At 63.8% G+C, this 15,978-nt stretch carries 16 protein-coding genes; 9 read left to right on the forward strand and 7 right to left on the reverse strand.

All coding sequences use genetic code 11. From position 1 onward, the window contains the following. Nucleotides 1-95: 95 nt before the first annotated feature. The 3 genes from ASE60_RS05860 to ASE60_RS05870 all read right to left on the reverse strand — a co-directional run bounded on the left by ASE60_RS05860 (nt 96) and on the right by ASE60_RS05870 (nt 4,671). The gene (locus tag ASE60_RS05860; protein ID WP_156414591.1) at nt 96-611 is read right to left on the reverse strand and encodes a hypothetical protein; all 516 of its coding nucleotides are present in this window, start codon (nt 609-611) and stop codon (nt 96-98) included. 127 nt (nt 612-738) lie between these two features. Next, nucleotides 739-2,910, reverse strand: a complete 2,172-nt coding sequence (locus ASE60_RS05865; protein ID WP_057248809.1) for an adenylate/guanylate cyclase domain-containing protein — start codon at nt 2,908-2,910, stop codon at nt 739-741. A gap of 6 nt (nt 2,911-2,916) precedes the next feature. Continuing rightward, the gene (locus ASE60_RS05870; RefSeq protein ID WP_057248810.1) at nt 2,917-4,671 is read right to left on the reverse strand and encodes an adenylate/guanylate cyclase domain-containing protein; all 1,755 of its coding nucleotides are present in this window, start codon (nt 4,669-4,671) and stop codon (nt 2,917-2,919) included. A 241-nt stretch (nt 4,672-4,912) separates the two neighbouring features. On the opposite strand from ASE60_RS05870, the gene ASE60_RS05875 reads away from it, so the two are divergent. Both ASE60_RS05875 and ASE60_RS05880 read left to right on the forward strand, forming a co-directional pair. Continuing rightward, entirely contained in the window at nt 4,913-5,557 is a 645-nt protein-coding gene (locus ASE60_RS05875) for an aspartate/glutamate racemase family protein (protein ID WP_057248965.1), read from the forward strand. 100 nt (nt 5,558-5,657) lie between these two features. Next, nucleotides 5,658-6,173, forward strand: a complete 516-nt coding sequence (locus ASE60_RS05880; RefSeq protein ID WP_057248811.1) for a GNAT family N-acetyltransferase — start codon at nt 5,658-5,660, stop codon at nt 6,171-6,173. A gap of 218 nt (nt 6,174-6,391) precedes the next feature. Here ASE60_RS05880 and ASE60_RS05885 read toward each other — a convergent pair whose 3' ends face one another. Continuing rightward, on the reverse strand, nt 6,392-6,835 hold the full coding sequence (locus ASE60_RS05885) for a TIGR02594 family protein (protein WP_057248812.1): 444 nt from the start codon (nt 6,833-6,835) through the stop codon (nt 6,392-6,394). A gap of 484 nt (nt 6,836-7,319) precedes the next feature. On the opposite strand from ASE60_RS05885, the gene ASE60_RS05890 reads away from it, so the two are divergent. Further along, entirely contained in the window at nt 7,320-7,673 is a 354-nt protein-coding gene (locus tag ASE60_RS05890) for a DMT family protein (RefSeq protein ID WP_057248813.1), read from the forward strand. Nucleotides 7,674-7,777: 104 nt separating this feature from the next. On the opposite strand, the gene ASE60_RS05895 is transcribed toward ASE60_RS05890, so the two are convergent. The 3 genes from ASE60_RS05895 to ASE60_RS05905 form a co-directional block, all read right to left on the reverse strand. Next, entirely contained in the window at nt 7,778-8,413 is a 636-nt protein-coding gene (locus ASE60_RS05895; protein WP_057248814.1) for a TerC family protein, read from the reverse strand. Between the two features lie 136 nt (nt 8,414-8,549). Next, nucleotides 8,550-9,140 (reverse strand): hypothetical protein, encoded by a 591-nt coding sequence (locus tag ASE60_RS05900; RefSeq protein ID WP_057248815.1) that lies wholly within the window; start codon nt 9,138-9,140, stop codon nt 8,550-8,552. 11 nt (nt 9,141-9,151) lie between these two features. Beyond that, entirely contained in the window at nt 9,152-9,544 is a 393-nt protein-coding gene (locus ASE60_RS05905; protein ID WP_057248816.1) for an acyl-CoA thioesterase, read from the reverse strand. 275 nt (nt 9,545-9,819) lie between these two features. On the opposite strand from ASE60_RS05905, the gene ASE60_RS05910 reads away from it, so the two are divergent. The 6 genes from ASE60_RS05910 to ASE60_RS05935 all read left to right on the forward strand — a co-directional run bounded on the left by ASE60_RS05910 (nt 9,820) and on the right by ASE60_RS05935 (nt 15,882). Further along, nucleotides 9,820-11,634: a methyl-accepting chemotaxis protein gene (locus tag ASE60_RS05910; RefSeq protein WP_057248817.1), complete on the forward strand. Its 1,815-nt coding sequence runs from the start codon at nt 9,820-9,822 to the stop codon at nt 11,632-11,634. Nucleotides 11,635-11,902: 268 nt separating this feature from the next. After that, nucleotides 11,903-12,454 carry a Kazal-type serine protease inhibitor domain-containing protein gene (locus tag ASE60_RS05915; protein ID WP_057248818.1) on the forward strand — a complete coding sequence of 184 codons (552 nt, stop codon included), beginning with the start codon at nt 11,903-11,905 and terminating at the stop codon, nt 12,452-12,454. A gap of 320 nt (nt 12,455-12,774) precedes the next feature. Beyond that, a complete protein-coding gene (locus ASE60_RS05920) occupies nt 12,775-14,031 on the forward strand; it encodes an extensin family protein (protein WP_057248819.1) in 1,257 nt (418 codons plus the stop codon). Between the two features lie 635 nt (nt 14,032-14,666). Then, entirely contained in the window at nt 14,667-14,999 is a 333-nt protein-coding gene (locus tag ASE60_RS05925) for a metalloregulator ArsR/SmtB family transcription factor (protein ID WP_057248820.1), read from the forward strand. Then, the gene (locus ASE60_RS05930; RefSeq protein ID WP_057248821.1) at nt 14,996-15,403 is read left to right on the forward strand and encodes a YeeE/YedE family protein; all 408 of its coding nucleotides are present in this window, start codon (nt 14,996-14,998) and stop codon (nt 15,401-15,403) included. Before ASE60_RS05925 ends, ASE60_RS05930 begins: the two co-directional genes overlap by 4 nt. Further along, entirely contained in the window at nt 15,400-15,882 is a 483-nt protein-coding gene (locus tag ASE60_RS05935) for a YeeE/YedE family protein (RefSeq protein WP_057248822.1), read from the forward strand. The genes ASE60_RS05930 and ASE60_RS05935 overlap by 4 nt, the downstream gene beginning before the upstream one ends. Nucleotides 15,883-15,978 lie beyond the last annotated feature (96 nt).

The raw sequence follows: 15,978 nt of genomic DNA on the forward strand, positions 1-15,978 counted from the left end.
AGCCGCTCGGTCGATGCCGGCATCCTGATGGAGTCGCCAAGCCTGGCGGCGGCATCAGCGATCCGAGAAGAGTCAGTCGCAATACATTGAAATCACTAGGCAATGCGCAAGCCCTTCCTTTCCTCTCCGGTGGGCAACGACTGTCCGGAGCGCTGGGCTGGGCGGGGGGTGGCTGCAGCCTTGCGGCGGTGTTCCAGGAGGATCTCGAACGCCAACCGCAAACTGTGCAACCCCCCGCCGTCGAGCAGCGTCAACCAATACCGCTGATACCCAGGACGCAGCGCCAGGAACAAAGGCAGCGGCAGCAGCAGAGCGGACAGAGCCAGCGGCAGCGGCAGGAGCAGCGCCAGGAACAGGGACAAGGACAGGGTAGCCAACGGCAGGAACAGTCCCAGCGGCAGGAGCAGGAACAAGGGCAGGGCCAGGGCAGCCAACGCCAGGAACAGGAACAGCGGCAGGAACAGTCGCAACAGGGCGGTGGAACGCAGCGCCAGGAACAGAGCCAAAGCCAGAGCCAGACCCAAAGCCAGAATTGAGCGCCGACCGTGTGCGCCGCTGACGGCCTGTCGTTTGCCAACGCTTTCGGCGCAGCGTTCACGATGCGTCGGCAACGACCTGTCGCTAGGCACAAGCGGGCCGGCGCTAAACCAACGACAAATCAAAGCTTTGCGAACGATCCGAGAGCCCAGGTCGAGGCGATGTGCCGGGCGGTCGTCTGCGGCTGAGGTCCGGCACGTTTCACTCCGCCGGGCGCTTGGCGTCTTCGACCGGCGTTTCGGCGAAATGCTCCGATCGGCGCGACATCCGGGCGTAGAAGCCGACCAGGCCCGGTGCCAGGGCGGCAGACTTCAGCTTCGCTGCGTTGATGATGCTGCGGCTCGAGGTCGCGCGCGTGCGTAGCACCGAGACGAGCCGGTCATGCAGCAGCCGCAATTCCGCGAAGGCGGGCGAGGCGGCGAGGTTCTCGTCTCCGGCGACCGCGAAAAGCCGGGTTCGCGTCGTCTTTCCCTTGAGGCCCAGGCTTCCCGCATCCAGCAGCGCGCAATTCGGCAATGCCTCAGCCGTTGCTTCCGACACGAGCACGTCGAAGTTGACGTCCTTGCAGGCCGCTTCGATGCGGGCCGCGATGTTGACGGTGTCGCCGACCGCCGAATAGTTGAAGCGGGTTTCGGCACCCATGTTGCCGACGCAGGCGAGCCCGGTATGGATGCCGATGCCGATGCGCACCTCATGGCCGGAGCCGAAACCGAAGGCGTCTTCGGCATTCAGCCGGGCCAGGGTCTCGCGCATGCCGAGCGCGGCGCGAAGTGCCTTTTGCGGATGGTTGACCACATCGACCGGGGCGTTCCAGAAGGCCATGATGGAATCGCCGATGAACTTGTCGAGCGTGCCCTCATTGGCGAGCACATGGCGGCTCAGCGCGTCGAGCAGCGTGTTGAGGAAGGCGACGACCTCGGTCGGCGTCATGCGCTCGCTCATCTCGGTGAAGCTGCGCACGTCGACGAACATCACCGTCAGCTCGCGGTCGTCGCCGCCAAGGCTCAGCGCATTGCGCGTGTGCTCGATGCGATAGAGCAGCGATGGCGAGAGATAGCGCCCAAAAGCCTGGCGGACCTCGCGTCGTTCGCGATCCGTCACCAGGAAGCGATAGGCGGTGGCGGAGAAATGGGTGATCGAGGCGGCGAGGATCGGCGCCAGCGGATCGACGAGCAGCCCGCCATAGTAGAAGGCGAGCCAGGAGGCTGCGAGCCCCAACACCGTGACCGCGAGGCCGCAGACCAGCGCCACCACGGGGCTGACGAAAGTGGTCAACAGCACGAGCAGCGTGCCGGCCAGTGCGATCGAGAGGATTTCGAGCCCGTCGGCCCAGTCTGGACGCGACAGATAGCGGCCGGAGAGGATCTGCTCGACGATCTGGGCATGGATGGAGACGCCGGGCACGTTCTGCCCGAGCGCGGTGGTGCGCACGTCCTGCAGTCCGGCAGCCGACGTGCCGATGAAGACGATGCTGCCTTCGATCGCGGCGCGAACGTCCGGAGAGGAGGCTTCGTCCGTGAGAACCCGCCGGGCGGAAATGTAGCGCTCCGTCGTGTCCGGCGTGACGTAGAGCCAGAGTTCGCCGGTCGAGGTGAGCGGCACGACGAAGTCGCCGATCTTGACGGCGGTGAGCGTGTTGGCGACGTTGGGTGCTGCGGCGAGCACATAGGTCGAGGCGCCCTGCGCCACGCGCAGCGCCTCCAGGGCGAGGCTCGGGTAGAACTGCTGCCCGTCGCTGAGGAACAGCGGTGCGGCCCGCACCACCGCGGAGGAGGAGCCGGGATTGAGGCTGATATGGCCGAGCCCGGCGGCGTTGGCTTCGAGCTGGGGCCGTAGCGGCGTTGCGGCGTGCAGGCGCGGCGGCGCCTCGGCAGCGGTTTCGCCGGTGAAGGCAAAGCCCGCCTTGACCGACGGCAGGTAACTGCCGTCGTTGGTGAGGCCGAAACCGAGCACGACCGGCTTGTCTTGGATCGCCTGGGCAAAGATCTCGTCATTATCGGGCAGGGTTGCGACGAAGGATGGATCGACGCCGCCGACGTCGCGCACGACCGTGCGCGGCGACAGGCGGTCGGGCTCGGCAAAGAGCACGTCGAAGGCAATCGCTGCCGCGCCCATCTCGGTCAGCCGGTTGGTCAAATTCGCCAGGCGGTCGCGCGGCCAGGGCCATTGGCCGAATTCACGCAGCGACGCCTCGTCGATATCGATCACCTTGACCGGCATGGTCTCGAAGCCGCGCGGCGCGATCCGCTGGTATTCGTCGAAGGTGACGTCGCGCGCCTGCCTCAGAAGCTGCGGATCGTTTGCGCGCAGGACCGTGAAGAACGCCACCACTGTGAGGCCGATGAGAACGCCGAACAGCTGGGCTCGTGTCATGGCGGCCTACGGGACGATGGGCAGGCCCGCCTTGACGAGCCCGTCTTTGAAATGTGCGTGGTCGGCAGGGTCGACATAGCCGGTGAAGAAGCGCCAGTAGCGCGGTAAATCGACAGGCGCGTTGGCGACGGCCTCGGGAACGATCCTGCGGGCTTCCTCGTTGCGGTCGAGCTGGCCAAGGCAGGCGAGCAGAATGACCAGGTTGAAATAGGTGCGGCGCAGGAGCAGCGCCCGTTCGGCGTGACGCAGCGCTTCCTCGTAATTGCCGAGGTGGTAGTGGGCGAGAGCGATGCGGTTGAAGAAGAGGTAGGTCAGCGGATCGTGCGGGCTCAGCCTCAGCGCCTTGTGCAGCGGGTCCAATGCCTCGGCGAAACGGCCGATATAGATGCGCGCCCAACCGAGCGCCATGTGAGCGAGCGCAAAATTGGGGTTGAGATCGATCGCCTGTTGCGCTTCCTGGACCGCGGCATGCGGCCGCCGGGCAGCGAAATTGGCGAGGCACATGACATAGTGGCAATAGGGATCGTGATCCTCGATCACGACGGCGCGCGCAGCCTCCGCCGCCAACTCCGCGCTATCCCGGTCAATGTCGTCGCTGAAGCCGAAATAGCAGCGGGCAAACAGCGAGCGGGCCAGCATCATGTGCGCGCGGCCGAATTCGGGGTCGAGGGCGATCGCGCGGCGTTGCCACTCGATCGCGTCGTCGAAGTGCGCGGCGGAGTCCTGCGCATTATGCAGCAGCGTGCCGCGCATGTGGCATTCGTAGGCGTCGAGATTGTCGCTGCCGCGTAGCAGCGCCCGGCGGTTTTCGCCAATCAGGATCTCCGGCTCGATCGCCGCGACCACATGTTGGGTGATCTCATCCTGGATGGCGAAAATGTCGGCGAATTCGCGCTCGTAGCGCTGCGCCCAGAGATGGATGCCGGTTTCCGCCTCGATCAACTGTCCGGTGACGCGCACGCGCGAGCCTGAGCGGCGCACGCTGCCCTCGACGATGTAGCGCACGCCGAGATCGCGGCCGATCTGTTTGACGTCGACGGCGCGGCCCTTGTAGGCGAAAGAGGAGTTGCGGGCGATGACGAAGAACCAGCGGTAGAGCGACAACGCCGTGATGATGTCCTCGGTCAGACCGTCGGCGAAGAAGTCCTGTTCGGGGTCGCCGGACATGTTGACGAAGGGCAGAACGGCGATCGACGGCTTGTCGGGCAGGGCAAGCGGCATGCCGGGCAGATCCGGCCTCACCGGGTCCTCATGCCAGTCGACGCGGTGCACCGGCACCGGGCGCGGCATGTTCTTGAGCGCGCGATCGCCAAGCCGGTGCATGGGAAACTCCAGCTTGCCGACGATCTGGTCGTGCAACGCACCGGAGATGCAGATGTCGGCCGGTTTCGCCACCTGCTGCAGCCGCGCCGCCACATTCACGCCGTCGCCGAGCAGGTTGCCGCCGTCGACCACGACGTCGCCGAGATTGAGGCCGATGCGGAACTCCATGCGCCGCTCCGGCGCGAGGTCGGCGTTTCTCCGCTGCAGGGTCCGCTGGATGGCGACCGCTGCCCGAACCGCCTGCACTGCACTCTGGAATTCCGCGACAAGGCTATCGCCAGCGGCGCCGAAGATGCGCCCGCCATGCTCGGTCACAAGGCTTGAAATCGTTGCACAATAGGTGGCAAGTGTTGCGAGCGCACCTTCCTCGTCAATCGCGACAAGGCGACTGTAGCCAGCGACATCGGCAGCAAGGATCACGGCGAGCTTCCGTTCCAAGAGGGCAGCCCCTCCCGCGGCATCTGGTCAGAAGGAAAATAAGCGTAACTTAAATTAGAAAAGTCGAGAAGCATAAATTGCCCCGATTTGTGTCCATTGCTGGGCCGGAGGCGCAAATAGACGGTTCGCGTGGCCTCTACGACAGATTGTGTCCGGCGACGCTTCCCGGCGTGCGACGATTGTGCAAGTTTCGCAAAGTCAGAACCGCGCCGTCAGGCGTTCGCCATCCAAGGGCCGCCAATTGATCATCTCCTGCCTGCATACGGCCGACAGCAACGTCGCCGTTTTCGAGAATGCTGCGCGCGAACTCGGACTTTCCTCCGCGAACTTGCGCCATACGGTCCGCGCCGATCTGCTGCGCGCGGCGGAGGAAGCGGGCGGCCTGACCGAGGACATCACGCAGCAGACAGCGGCGGTTCTCTCGGCGCTGGCGGCGAAGGCCGACGCCGTGCTGCTCACCTGCTCGACGCTCGGGCCGAGCGTTGTGAGGGCCGGGTTGGGCACTGCCGTCCCGATCCTGCGCGTCGATGCGGCGCTGGCGGAGAAGGCGGCCGCGACCGGCGGCAAGCTGGTAGTGCTTTGCGCGGTGGAAACGACGGTCGCACCCACTACGGCGCTTTTTGCCGACGCGGCGCGCCGTTCCGGCGCTGTCCTCGAGGTTCGTCTCGTCGAGGGTGCGTGGGCGCTGTTCAAGGCGGGAAGCCGTGACGGCTACCTTGCTGCGATCGCCCGGGCGGCAGAAGCGGCCTATGGGGATGGAGCCTCCATCGTTGCGCTGGCCCAGGCGTCCATGGCTGGCGCCGCCGATCATGTCCGCAACGGACCGCGGCCGCTGTCGAGTCCGGCGGCCGGGCTTGAGCAGGCCATGAATATGATCGCCGACTAGCGATATTCCGTTATCCGGCTAATGATTCTCGGGATTTTGAAGGGCGGCAGCGAACTTCGCGCATCCCCTATGACGGCCTGCGCTGTAGGATGCGGTCACTATGACCCTGATTCGACCCACACGTGAAGACGATACAGCTTTGCTGCCCGACATAGAGCGCTCCTCCGGCGCGCTTTTTCGCACCATCCCCGACCTGGCCTGGATTGCCGACGACGATGTCCAGTCCGCGGAAGCTCATGTCGACTTCCTGCGCACCGGCCTGTCCCTGGTGGCCGTCGACGAGCAGGATCGACCGCTCGGCTTCCTTTGTGCCGCGAGCGCAGAGGGCGCGCTGCACATCTGGCAGCTTGCCGTGTTGGAGGAAAGCCAGGGCCGGGGGCTTGGGCGCGCCATGATGCTGGCTGCGATCGCGCATGCGCGCGCCCGTTCGCTTGCCGCGGTAACGCTGACGACGTTCCGCGATCTCAAATGGAACGAGCACTTCTACCGCACACTCGGCTTCGCTACGCTTGCCGGGGACGAACTCGACGCGCGTCTCGCGCAGATCCTTGCAAACGAGGGCGCTCACGGCATTCCGCCAGAGCGGCGCTGTGCAATGCGCCTGACGCTTGTGTGAGGACGCGCGTCAGCGATCCGCCCGATGCGGCGATGCTGATCTCTGGTCCGGGTTGGGCTTTAGGCCCTCCGGCGCAAGGCCTGGTGCGAAGTGGTTCCTCGCCCTTGGCTTGCCGCTCCAGAGCGCCGTGCGTTCAGATGAACGCACTAGGGTCGCTCTAGCACATTGTTTCTAGAGCATCTTTCCGCTTCAAGTGATTCCACTTGACGCGGGATGCTCTAGCGCCGGACGCCGACGACCTGGCCCCGGGCGAACTGCGAGACCCTGACGCCGCCGGACTGATTGCCGCCGATCAACTGGGCCGTCGACTTCGACATCGCGGACAGGATGCCGACGTGGTAGCCACGACCGGTGCGCACGACGACAATATCGCCGGCGCGCGCATAGGCGAGCTTCACCGGTGCACCGAACCGAAGCCACGAGCGGGCGAAGCCGAAGCTCTGCGGTGGACTGCGGCCGGACTTGCGGGCAACCATGCCCATGAAATGGCCGCACCAGGGGGTACGTGCCGGGTTGATGCCGAGCGCTGCGCGAAGGGTCTTGTTGTTCTTCACCTCGTGCAGGCCTTTGTATTGCTGCGCCTGGGCAAGCATGCCCGCGCTGGCAAGAGATGGCGATAGGAGCGCGACATAGGCAGCCGCAAGAAACGCCAGGACCTTCATGGTCAGGTCTCCTTGACAAGTTGCTGGGTGCGAACGGTCGGGGCGGCCTGGCGATCGCCGGCATGGCACCCGGTTGCTCAACTGTTTCCAATGTTCCCATGGGAAATTTCAGCGGACATGCGCGTGCCCAGCGTCTGATACGCAGCATCGGCGTGTCGGCGAACCGCGCGCAAGGCGCGGAGCCAACTTCACGGCAACCGCCGTTTCGAAGTGTGGTATTCCCCTGCCTGTCCCGTCGGACAGTCGAGCGACATTGCTCATGCGCCAGTACAAAATTGTGGCAAAACCCGTAAAATATTGGGGCATGACTTGCTAAATGACGGAAAAATGCCGGTTCGTCGTCGATTCGACACCCTGACCTGCAGAAAATCCCGTATCGGCTCGCTCCGAGGCGTCACTTGAGCCAATGGAAGGCCGGCAGGACTTGCGCCCGGACGGGGCTGCGGGGCATCGTCGGAGCATGATTCGCGCCCCGAGGTTCTCTATGTCCTTCACTCTCTCTCCGGCCTATCTCTGGCCGATTCTTCTGCTCCTGTTTTCCAACGTCTTCATGACCTTCGCCTGGTATGGGCATCTGAAATACACGTCGTCACCGCTCTACATGGCGATCGTGGCAAGCTGGGGCATTGCCTTCTTCGAATATTGCCTGGCGGTGCCGGCCAACCGCATCGGCCATCAGGTCTATTCCGCCGCACAGCTGAAGACGATGCAGGAGGTGATCACGCTTCTGGTCTTTGCCGCCTTCTCAGTTTTCTGGCTGAAGGAGTCGATCGGCTGGAACCATCTGGTCGGTTTCGCCCTGATCGCCTTAGGCGCCTCGTTCATCTTCAAGGGCTAACAGGCGTCCGGCCGCTGTAGCGGTTAAGACCGCTGCAAACAAAAAGGCAGGGCCCAAGCCCTGCCTTTTGCATTGTTAACGGTCTGCAGCGCGTCGCGCTGGCGTCAGACCATGGCTGCCACGGCCGGCGCGACGTGCGGCCAGACCTCGACCCAGCCGCGATAGATCATGTCGAGCGCGACATAGAGGATGATTGCGAGGCCGATATAGGCGATCCAGTGATAACGGTTGAGCAGCCGGGCGATGAAACCGGCTGCCACGCCCATCATCGCAATCGAAAGCGCAAGGCCGATAACCAGGATCGTCGGATGTTCGCGGGCGGCGCCTGCGACGGCCAGCACGTTGTCGAGCGACATCGAGATGTCGGCGATGACGATCTGGATGGCCGCCTGCATGAAGGTTTTCTGGGGCGCGTTGCTGCCAGCGCCGCTTTCGCCTGCCGCGTGCGCTGCCTGCTGCTCGCGGATTTCGCGCCACATCTTCCAGCAGACCCACAGCAGCAAAATGCCACCGGCGAGCAAAAGGCCGATGATTTCCAGGAGCTGGACCGTGACGCTGGCGAGCGCGATGCGCAGCACGGTTGCCGCGATGATGCCGACGAGGATGACCTTCTTGCGCTGCTCCGTCGGCAGCCCGGCCGCGGCAAGGCCGATGACGACGGCGTTGTCGCCGGCGAGAACGAGGTCGATGACGATGACTTGCAGAAGCGCTGCCAGACCGGCGGCGGTAAAGATTTCCATGATGCGACAGTCCCCCGACGTGCCATGATGCGAGATTCAAATATGTCTAACGGATAAAGCATCGCCTCGCCTCGGGATCAAGGGGCGAGGTGCACCCCCAGGCGGAAAACCTCCGCAGACGATCCGATCGACGGTCTCAATCCAGCAGGTCGAAGGCCCGATACATCCAGAGAAGCTGATAGGCGACCGCAGCGACAACGAAGGCGGCATGGAAGCGCCGATTCGCCGTCCAGGCGGCGGCGATACAGAAGAGGATATAGGCGGTGTTGCGAGCGGGGTATTCGAGACCGTAGGAGGCAAAATACTGCTTGCCCTTCAGCGCGGTGTCGACGAGGTCGACGGCAAAGGCAAGCGCGAGGAAACCGAAGAACCAGGCACGGCGCGACATGAAATAGTGTTCGTAGTCGCTATAGTCCTCGAGCGTCGTCGGGAACAGCATCACGCAGAGGAAGAAGAAGACGCAGCAATAGAGGATGACGAACAGGTAGACACTGACGTCGATCACGGCCAGCGAATGCAGGTGGAACTCCCACCACCAGAAATGCACGAGGAAGACGAACATGAACAGGACCCAGCCGAGGTGGATCCAGTAGACGCGCGTCTTGCCGGGGTGCTGCACGAAAAGCGCCAGTCCGCTGAGCAGTCTCGCCAGGCTCAGGCTGACGACCATGCCCATGACGGTGCGGATATGCGGGAAGATTTCCGGGTTGGTCGGAACCTGATCCACGGCCGCCGCTCCTATTCCTCCGCCGGCACCGGCTTGGGCTTGCCGTTTTCGTCGAGCGCGACCATGACGAAGATCGCATCCGTCACTTTTTCCATGCGATGCGAAGAGAGATAGCGCTGGGCCCAGGCCTCGACCTTGAGCGTCATCGAGGTGCGGCCGACCTTGACGACATCGGTATAGATGCAGAGCGTGTCGCCGATCTTGACCGGAAGCGCGAAGGCCATCTCCTTGACTGCCGCGGTAACCACACGGCCGCGAGCGCGCTCGGCCGCACGGATACCGCAGGAAAGGTCCATCTGTGCCATCACCCAGCCGCCGAAGATATCGCCGGCCGCATTGGCGTCGCCGGGCATGGCGAGCGTGCGCAAGGTCAGCTCGCCGGTCGGTTTGGTCTGTTCGGTCATGCGGCCTGTCTCCCTGTTGGATGAAAGATGTAACCCGACCGCGCTTGCCGAGGGAAGGCCCGCCGCCGCACAAATGCGGGCAGCATCCCGCCGTGCCGCCACCTTAGACTTTCGAAGGGGTTCTTCAGAAATGTCAAATTTAGGGATCGGTTGTTAGGGGCTTTGCAAAGACCTCTACCTAACCTGCAGGCTCTTGGAGTGCGGCCGGCCATGCCGGCGGCGGCCAGGTTGCGACGGGGCGGCGCCGGGGGCGCCGAAGGGGCAGGGGATTGGCAATGAAGAAATTCAGGATCTCGGCGCGTCTCTACGCGCTGGTGGCATTTGCGCTTTTGACCATGGCAGCAGCGCTGACATTCGGTCTGTTTCAGGCGCAGGACAAGCTCGTCGGCGAGCGCAAGGCGATGCTCGCGGCAATGGACGAGAACGCGATCGCGGTGTTCGACGCCTATCACAAGCAGGAGGTGGCCGGCACGCTTTCGCGTGAGGAGGCGCAGAAGCGCGCGCTCGAGGCAATCAAGGCGATGCGCTACCAGGGCAACGGCTATTTCTGGGTCAACGACATGCATCCGACCATGGTGATGCATCCGATCAAGCCCGAGTTGGACGGCAAAGACCTCACTGAAAACAAGGATCCCAACGGCAAGCACCTCTTCGTCGAGTTCGTAAAGACTGTCGAAAAGAGCGGCCAGGGCTTCGTCGACTATTATTGGCCGAAGCCGGGCGCTGACGCGCCGGTGCTGAAATATTCGCACGTTGCCGGCTTCAAGCCCTGGGGCTGGGTGGTCGGTACCGGCGTCTATGCCGACGACCTAGCGGCGATGTTCCGTGAGCGCGCCTGGCAGGTCGCCGGCATCCTCGCCGCCGCCGCACTCGCCATTCTGATGGCGGCGCTTGCGATCGTGCGCAGCGTCGTCAAGCCGGTCGAGAAGCTGAAGGCGTCGATGCGGGCGATCGCCGATGAGGATCTTTCGTCCGAGGTGCCGGAGACGGACCGCGGCGACGAGATCGGCCAGATGGCCAAGGTGCTGGTGGTGCTGCGCGATTCCGTTCGCGAACGGCTGGAACTGCGTTCACGCGAGGCCGAGCAGCAGGAGCGGCTGAGTTCCGAGCGGCGCGGCAACGAGCAGCGCCAGCGGGCAACGGCGGAAGCGCAAGCGGATGCGATGGAGACCGTCGGTGCCGCGCTCGAGCTCTTGGCAAGCGGCGACCTGACCGCCGAGATCGGCCATATCGCGCCGGAATACGGCAAGCTGAGAGAGGACTTCAACACGGCCGTCGCGGCGCTTCGCGATGTCATCGGCTCCATCTCGCACTCGACCGAGATCGTCACTGCCAGTGCCGGCGACATTTCGGAAGCGGCGAACAATCTCTCGCGCCGGACGGAGCAGCAGGCAGCGGCCCTCGAAGAGACGGCGGCAGCACTTGACGAGATCACCTCGACGGTCCGCCACGCTTCCGAGCGGGCGAACGAGGCGCGCGACATGGTCAACGAGACCAAGGCGAGCGCTGCCAAGTCCGGCGGCATCGTGCGCAATGCCATCGACGCCATGGGGCGGATCGAAGGCTCGTCCGGCCGGATCGGCCAGATCATCGGGGTGATCGACGAGATCGCCTTCCAGACGAACCTGCTGGCGCTCAATGCCGGCGTCGAGGCAGCGCGCGCCGGTGAGGCCGGCCGTGGCTTTGCCGTCGTCGCGCAGGAGGTGCGTGAGTTGGCGCAGCGCTCGGCGGGTGCCGCCAAGGAGATCAAGGAACTGATCGGCGCCTCGGTGCGCGAGGTCGGTGCCGGTGTTCAGCTGGTCCGGTCGACCGGCGAAGCGCTGACGGAGATCGAGACGCTGGTCAATCGGGTCAACGAGCAGGTGGCCTCGATCGCGACCGCCGCACGCGAGCAGGCGACCGGCTTGCAGGAGGTCAATGTCGCCGTCAACAGCATGGACCAGATGACCCAGCAGAACGCCGCGATGGTCGAGGAAACGACTGCCGCAAGCCAGACGCTGGCTGCCGAGAGCCGGGAACTGAAGTCGTTGCTGACGAAGTTCCGGCTGCAGTCCTCGGCATCGCATTCGGCTTACGGCCGCGCCGCCTGATCGCTATAGTCTGGAATCGCACAAGGCCCGCGTGGCGATACCACGCGGGCCTTGTGCGCTGACAAGAAGAAATGTCGCGCGGCTGCAATCGAGCTCCACATCGTTCCGTGATCCGGGCAGTGCCCCCGCAACCTGCGTCCGTGATTGCCGTGCAAAGCAGGCCGCACAGTCTTGACCTTACGATAGCTGCGGATAGATACGCGAGATGCGGGAGGTGTTCGACGGGGCGTCGCTCCGGTTGCTGACCGCCGCTTTAGAGGGGACATCCATGGCACTTCTCAAACTTCTTCTGACGCGCCCGATCGCCGTGCTGATGCTGGCGCTCGGCTTCCTCTCGGCCTGTACGGTGGTCGTCGACGAGCCTCGTCCGGGGCCGAGGCCGACCCGCCCGCCGGTCTGCACGATGGAATATGCGCCCGTGTGCGGCGAGCGTGGCAATCGCATGCGCACCTTCCCTAATTCCTGCCAGGCAAGGGCCGACGGTTTCAATGTGATCCACCGTGGCGAATGCCGTCCGGACTATCGCCCGCCGGATCGCGAACCGCAGGCCTGCACCATGGAGTACAATCCGGTGTGCGGCCAGCGCGGACGGCGCACGCAGACCTTCTCGAACGCCTGCCAGGCGCGCTCGGAGGGCTTCCAGGTGATCGGCCGCGGCGAATGCCGTCGCGACGATGACCGTCCCTCCGAAGGCCAGTTCTGCACCCGCGAATTCGCGCCGGTCTGCGGCCAGCGCGGCGGCCGCGTGCAAACCTTCTCGAACGCCTGCGAGGCTGGCGGTGCTGGCTTCCGAGTCGTGCATCGCGGCGAGTGCCGCTGATATCCAGCGGATCCGTAGCTGAAAACTTGAAGCCCGCGTCTGACGAAGACGCGGGCTTCTTGCTATCGGCGGTCAGTCGGAACGGCAAGCATCCGCACCCTTGATCGCGGGTATCGGACGCAAGGCTTCGTTTACCGTATTTGAATAAAATGCCCCCGAAATCAGGTCTTTCGACAGCTGTGCCCGGTTTGCGACACAGGCGAAAGGCAGCAATTCGAAGTGCTGCAGCGATCCTTGCGTGCCTCTGGGTACGCCGTTGCGGGGGCGGTGGGGTGATGAGTGGTGGTCTTCTGACCGCCCGAAGGAAGGCGCAGTCCGGTATGGCGTATGTTACTCGTCTCCATCGCCCGCTGACGGCACTCGTTCTGACACTATCGCTTGTCGCCTGTTCGACCGACGACGCGCTTTCGCCGCCGGGCCGCATCGATGGCGGCTCCCGGGTCGGTTCGATCGGGCCCGTGCCGGTCGACGCGGTGCCGCAAGACGAGGTGGCGGCCTATCCCGCCGCAACATCGGCTTCGACGGGCAACGGCAATCCGGACTATGTTGCACCGGCGCAGGCGGCGCCTCAACAAACGCGGCGCTCGCTGCCGATGATCGATAGCGACGAGGCGGTTTCCTCCGGCGCGCAGCCGGCGAATGCAGGTTCCACGGCCATTCCCGATGAAGGCGTCAACATGGATGCCATGCTCGGCGTCGAGCAGCCGGTCGTCGGCCTGGCGCAAGAGCAGAGCAACGAGATCGCCGAGGGCAATGCCAGCCAGCCGGTCGTCGACGGCATCGGCGAAGACAATGTGCGCCAGCTCGGCGGGGCGTCCGGAGCTGCGCCAGCGGACGAGGCGAACCTTGGCTACGATCCGGACCTGCCGCCGCTTTCTCCCGAGAAGGCCGCGGCCGAAGAGGCGCAGCGTGCACGCGCCATGGAAGAGCAGCGCGCCATTCAGCGGAGCCAGGAGCCGGAGCAGGTCGCCTTCCTGCCGCGCGTGCGCAATCCGATGTCGACGCCCCACTACACCGGCGAAATGCCGGCTTCCGAGATTGCCTGCCGCCAGCGCCTGAAGAAACTCGGCGTGGTGTTCCGTGATATTCCGCGCATCAGCAACGGGCCGTCCTGCGGCATCGACTACCCGATCGAGCTCAGCGGTCTCTCCGGCGGTATTGGCGTGAAGCCGGCGGTCAAGCTCAATTGCGAGGTGACGGAAGCCTTCGCCAAGTGGGTGAAGTACGAACTCGCGCCGTCGTCCCGCTACCGCTACTGGTCGGGCGTCAAGACGATCAAGCCGCTCGGCGGCTATTCCTGCCGCACGATGAATTCCCGCCGCGGCAATCCGATGTCCGAACATGCGCACGGGAACGCCATCGATGTCGGCAAGTTCGTCTTGAAGAACGGCAAGGAAATCGATGTCCGCAAGAAGGGCTTCTTCGCGTTCCGCGAACGCGGCCTCCTGAAGGCTGTGCGCTCCGATAGCTGCAAATATTTCAACACCGTGCTCGGGCCGGGCAGCGACCCGTTCCACAAGGACCATTTCCACTTCGATCTGAGAACCCGCAAGACCGGCTACCGTCACTGCGACTGACGTGGTGTGCGGGACCTTCCTGCTGGCGGCTGCGAAAATGGCATGCGGCAAAAAAAGAGGCCGGCGGGGAGGCCGGCCCAACAACCGGAGCAAAAGGGGGAGGCTCCGGCGTGCAAATCACGAGCGCGAATCAAAAGGGCGATATCGCGCCGCGCGAGCAAATTGCTCGAAGACCATCACCGTTTCGTGACGAGGGAACGGGATTGGCGACGATTCATTCGCAGATCTTTCGCCGGATAACGGATGATGCCTGCATTTGCGCCGGCGTTTACCCTCCGCCGAAATGCAGTTTCGGGCGTTCGGGCCGGGGGCCCGAAGTGTCGTCGCAGGCTCGTATTTGAGATCACTATACCAGAAGTTTTACCGCTGCCTGAGATAGTCCGGGCGGTTGCCCCAAATATGGCGTTTTCATCCCTGTTGCGGTCTCGTTGTAACGATCTGAATTTTCTATATGATTTGACAGTCAACGGACAGGCCAGGGGGGCTAGGGCTGATCGCGCTGTCTTGTTTCGTCTGGTTTATTAATAAGTAATACGATAATATATTACTTCGTATAACAATCACGGATAGTAGTCGGCAAACCGCAGCAAGCATTGGGGCTCCACTCACTCCTAGGGCAACGACAGGAGGAAGTTATGGGAACTGTTATGCAATTTCCGGGGGTGCGCACGGATATGGCCGTGCACGCTGCCGAAGTTTCGAAAATACTGAGAACTCTCGCCAATCGAAATCGTCTGTTGATCGTGAGTGCTTTGCTGGAGGGTGAGCACTCGGTGGCGGCACTCGAAGAGAGCCTGAGCATTCGCCAGCCGACCCTCTCGCAGCAATTGACGGTGTTGCGTGATGCCGGCATTGTCTCGACCCGTCGGCAGGCCAAGCAAGTGTTCTATCGGCTTAGTCACGACAAGGTGGCGCGTCTGGTTGGCGCGCTCTATCAGATCTTCTGTCGGGATGGTTCCAAAACATGAATGAATACGAGAATGCGCTGGCGGGTGGGCTGTTGATTGGCCTTTCGGCAGCGATCCTGATGGTGGCCAATGGCCGGGTGGCCGGGATCAGCGGTATCGTCGGACGTCTGCTGCAGGGCGCGCAGGTTCCTACCGGCATGTTGTTTGTTTTGGGACTGATGGCGGGGCCGCTGCTTTTTCGCCTCGTCGTCGGCGCCTGGCCGGTGGTGACGGTCACAACCTCTTGGCCGCTTCTGATGGCTGGCGGGCTGCTGGTCGGCTTCGGGTCCCGCATGGGCTCCGGCTGCACCAGCGGCCACGGCGTCGTCGGTCTTGCAAGGCTGTCGCGACGTTCGATTGCGGCGGTTGCGACCTTCATGACCGCGGCGATCGTCACGGTCTTTGTCATGGGCTTGCTTGCATGAACGGAGCCTTCTTTCGCCTCGCGGCGACGCTCGTCTCCGGCCTCGTGTTCGGTTTTGGTCTTTCGCTGTCCGGCATGCTCGATCCGGCACGCGTGCGGGCGTTTCTGGATATCACCGGCAACTGGAACCCGAGCCTTGCCTTCGTGCTCGGCGGCGCCGTCTTTGTTTCCGCGCTCGGTGTCCTGCTGACGCGCCGGCTCAAGCATCCTTTGTTCGACGAAACCTTCCATTTGCCGGACAATCAGGTCATCGACAGGCGACTGATTGTCGGCGCGGCAATCTTCGGCATCGGCTGGGGGCTGGTGGGGCTTTGCCCGGGCCCGGCGCTCGCTTCGCTGTCGCTCGGTTTGCCGCCGACGTTCCTTTTCGTCGCGGCGATGGTTGCGGGCATGCTCATCCATGACCGGCTGGTGGCGCGCAAACCTTCGCAAATGGGCGGCGGCGCGGGGACGGCAGCTCGCCTGTCGCAGCCGCATTGACAAAGCGTCACCTTGTTTTTTCCATCCGGTAGGCTGCAAATCGCAATCAATTGTCCCATATAGGCGAAACCTGCCGACTTTGCCCCCCGCATCCGG

The sequence above is a fragment of the Ensifer sp. Root278 genome, from assembly GCF_001429285.1.
GTDB lineage: Bacteria > Pseudomonadota > Alphaproteobacteria > Rhizobiales > Rhizobiaceae > Ensifer.